3 protein-coding genes are annotated in these 3,235 nt (G+C 77.2%); 1 reads left to right on the top strand and 2 read right to left on the bottom strand.

From position 1 onward, the window contains the following. Both A2U95_RS31175 and A2U95_RS31180 read right to left on the bottom strand, forming a co-directional pair. Positions 1-876, bottom strand: an 876-nt coding sequence (locus A2U95_RS31175; RefSeq protein ID WP_206283132.1) for a sirohydrochlorin chelatase, incomplete at its 3' end; no start/stop codon positions are given. A gap of 334 nt (positions 877-1,210) precedes the next feature. Beyond that, a complete protein-coding gene (locus tag A2U95_RS31180; protein ID WP_166029270.1) occupies positions 1,211-2,233 on the bottom strand; it encodes an N-acetylglucosamine kinase in 1,023 nt (340 codons plus the stop codon). Between the two features lie 203 nt (positions 2,234-2,436). Between A2U95_RS31180 and A2U95_RS31185 the strand changes: the two genes are divergently transcribed. Then, positions 2,437-3,114: a uracil-DNA glycosylase gene (locus tag A2U95_RS31185; RefSeq protein ID WP_166029272.1), complete on the top strand. Its 678-nt coding sequence runs from the start codon at positions 2,437-2,439 to the stop codon at positions 3,112-3,114. Positions 3,115-3,235: the final 121 nt, after the last annotated feature.

Raw genomic sequence — 3,235 nt, forward strand, 5'->3', positions numbered from 1 at the left:
CGCGGTCGTGTACTTGGCGAGCGCCAGCTTGCCGACGGCCGGATAGGCGCCGAGGGGCTCGGAGGCCGGGCAGCCGGCCTCCTGCGCGGCGGCCTCCAGCAGCTCCGGCTCGACCTCCGGACCGATCAGGTACGGGGCGAGCGCCAGCTGCTGCGAACCCGCGGAACGGAGCTGCTCCGTCACCGAGGCGAGGGAGCCCTCCTGGTCCAGCGCCGCGGCCATCACCGGCACGGCGAGCCGCGCGGCCAGCAGCATGCCGGTGATGCCGGCCGCCTGCACGGCCTCGTCGCCGCCCACGGTGGCCAGGACGATGCCGTCCGCGGCCGTGTGCACCGTGAAGAGGCGGGCGCGGTCGGCGCGGGCGTGACCCGCCTCCGACAGGCGCACGTGCAGCGCCTCGGCCAGCAGCGGGTGCGGGCCGAGCGCGTCGGTCAGGTCGGCTGCGACCCGGCTCTCCATGACGGCCTGGCGCACCCGGCGCAGCAGGGCGCTGTCCGGACCGGCCAGCAGCGGCACCACGACGGCGACCGGGCCGTCGGGCTCCTGCACGTCCGAACCGGCGGCGCGCGCGATCTCGTAACGGGCGGTCCGCTCCTCGGCGGCGTGCGTCAGCACCGACTGGAGGGTGGGGAACTCGGCGTCGTCCCCGTCCAGGTAACCGATGCGTCCGTCCAGGCCGGGCAGCTCGGAGCGCGCGATGCTCACGACCTCCTCGGCCAGGCTGCGGGTCGCGGCGCCGGGGGTGCCGGGCACCGCGAGCACCAGCGCGGGCGCGCCCTCGGGAGCCGCCAGCGGCTCGGGCCGGCGGTGCCGGCCGGGCTGGCGGGGACGCGGCATTCGTACGGGCAGGCCTGCGGGCCCAGTGGGGGAGCTCATGGCGCCGCATGCTACTGGCTTGAAGGGCTCTTCTGTTCGGGGAGGGGGCGGGTGAGCGGTATCCGTCCGCATTTGTCCGCCTGATCGTGTGACAACCGGAATGATTTCGCCCGACTGGCGGTGCCCGCCGTCCGGGCTCCGCGCGGTGCGGCGACAGGTCCCGCGAACAGGCGCCGGAGGTGTGCGCGACGCCTGGGTCCGCGCCCTGACGCCGCCTCATGCGGAAGCCGCCGGCGGCCCCCGGGGGCAAGGCGCCGCCTCCGCGTGATCCTCGCGCCCGGAGGGCCGCCGGCGGCGCGAACGGGGAAATGCAAGGGGATTTGTCGACAAGTGGTCAGTCCGTGCGCGGCCGTCCGGCCGTCCCGGCCCCGGTCACGCACAGCAGCCGTGGGTCGGGAGGGAGCGCCAGGTCCCCGAGGGCGAGCCCGGAGGCCAGGCGGAAGGCCCCGGCCAAGGGGTCGCCCGCGGGAGGCACCTGCCGCGCGTGCGGGACGGCCTTGGCCAGTTCCTCCCGCAGCGGCCCCGTCAGCGGCTCGCCCAGCCGCACCAGGCCCCCCGTCACCGCCACCACGGGCTCGCCCCCGCCCGGGCAGGCCGCGGCCGCGGCGCCGGCCATGTGGCGGGCGGCCTCCCGCAGGATCTCCTGCGCCACCGGGTCCGCCGGCGCGCAGGCCGCCACCTCCGGGGCGAACGAGGCCAGCACCGCGGAGCGGTCGGTGCGGGGGTACAGGGCCTGCGGCCACCCGGCGGCCGGTCCCAGCAGCGCCTCGCCGCGCTCCAGGAGAGTGGTGGAACCGCCCGGACGGCCGTCGTGGGCGCGCAGCGCGGCCTCCAGGCCCGCCCGCCCGATCCAGGCGCCGCTCCCGCAGTCGCCCAGCAGATGACCCCAGCCGTCCGCCCGCCGCCATGCCGACAGGTCGGTGCCGGTGGCGGTGAGCCCCGTCCCCGCCGCCACCACGGCGCCCGGCCGGCAGCCCAGTGCGCCCACGTACGCGGTCACGGCGTCCGAGGCCAGCACGGTGCCCGCCCACGTGCCGCGCCCGCCGCCGAACTCCCGCGCCAGGACGTCCGGAAGCTCCGCGCGCCAGGCGTCGCCCAGCGAGGCGAAGCCCGCCGCTCCCACCGCCACCGCGTCCGGCGCCCGGTGACCCGCCTCGGCCAGCGCGGCCCGGGCGAGCGGGACGAGCAACTCGGCCAGGTGCCGGGGGTCGAGGCCCCGCGCACCCGTCCGCACCGGTTCCCGGCCGGCACGCCGGACCAGCGGGCCGCTCGCCGGCGTGCCCACGGCGACCCGCAGGCCGGAGCCGCCGGAGTCCACCGCCAGCAGCACGCGTTCCCGCGCCCCGGTCGCGCTCACGACAGCCGCCGGTTCACGGGGGAGGGGGCGCGGAGCGGCTCGGCGGTCGGACGGAACACGTTCCCTCCCCGTTCATGACCGGCTGCGGGGACGGCCGGGCCGGTGGTTTCGACGAGGACGAAGACTAGTGCCCCGGGCCGTGTCCGCGGGCGGGATTCCGCAGGTGTGCGGGGTGTCGGTGGGGGCCAGTAGGGTGACGCGCTGTGGCACCAAGACCTCTCCATGAACTCGTTGAAGCGGGCTGGGCGAAGGCCCTGGAACCCGTGGCCGGCCGCATCGCCGCGATGGGCGACTTCCTGCGGGCCGAGATCGCGGCCGGCCGGACGTACCTTCCGGCCGGGGCGAACGTCCTGCGCGCGTTCCAGCAGCCGTTCGACGACGTCCGCGTCCTGATAGTCGGTCAGGATCCGTATCCCACGCCGGGCATGGCGATCGGGCTGAGCTTCGCGGTGGCGCCGGAGGTCCGCTCCCTGCCGCCCAGCCTGGAGAACATCTTCCGGGAGATGCACTCCGACCTCGGGCTTCCCCGGCCGTCGAACGGCGATCTGACGCCGTGGACCCGGCAGGGCGTGCTGCTGCTCAACAGGGCGCTCACCACGGCCCCGCGCAAGCCGGGCGCACACCGTGGCCAGGGCTGGGAGGAGGTCACGGAGCAGGCGATCCGGGCGCTGGCCGCGCGCGGCAAGCCGCTGGTGTCGGTCCTGTGGGGGCGGGACGCGCGCAATCTGCGGCCGCTGCTGGGGGACCTCCCGGCGATCGAGTCCGCGCACCCGTCGCCGATGTCCGCGGACCGGGGCTTCTTCGGCTCGCGTCCGTTCAGCCGGGTCAACGACCTGCTGCTGCGACAGGGCGCGGAGCCGGTGGACTGGCGACTGCCGTAGGTCCCGGCGCCCGCTGCCGGTCCCGTCGGCCCGCGGGCGATTCCGCGGCCGGCCGCGTCCTCCGGGCCGGCCGGGGCCGAGGCCACCCCGCGGTGCGGCGGGTCCGTAGGGGTCCGTCCGC

Source organism: Streptomyces chilikensis (assembly GCF_001642695.1).
Taxonomy (GTDB): Bacteria; Actinomycetota; Actinomycetes; order Streptomycetales; family Streptomycetaceae; genus Streptomyces; species Streptomyces chilikensis.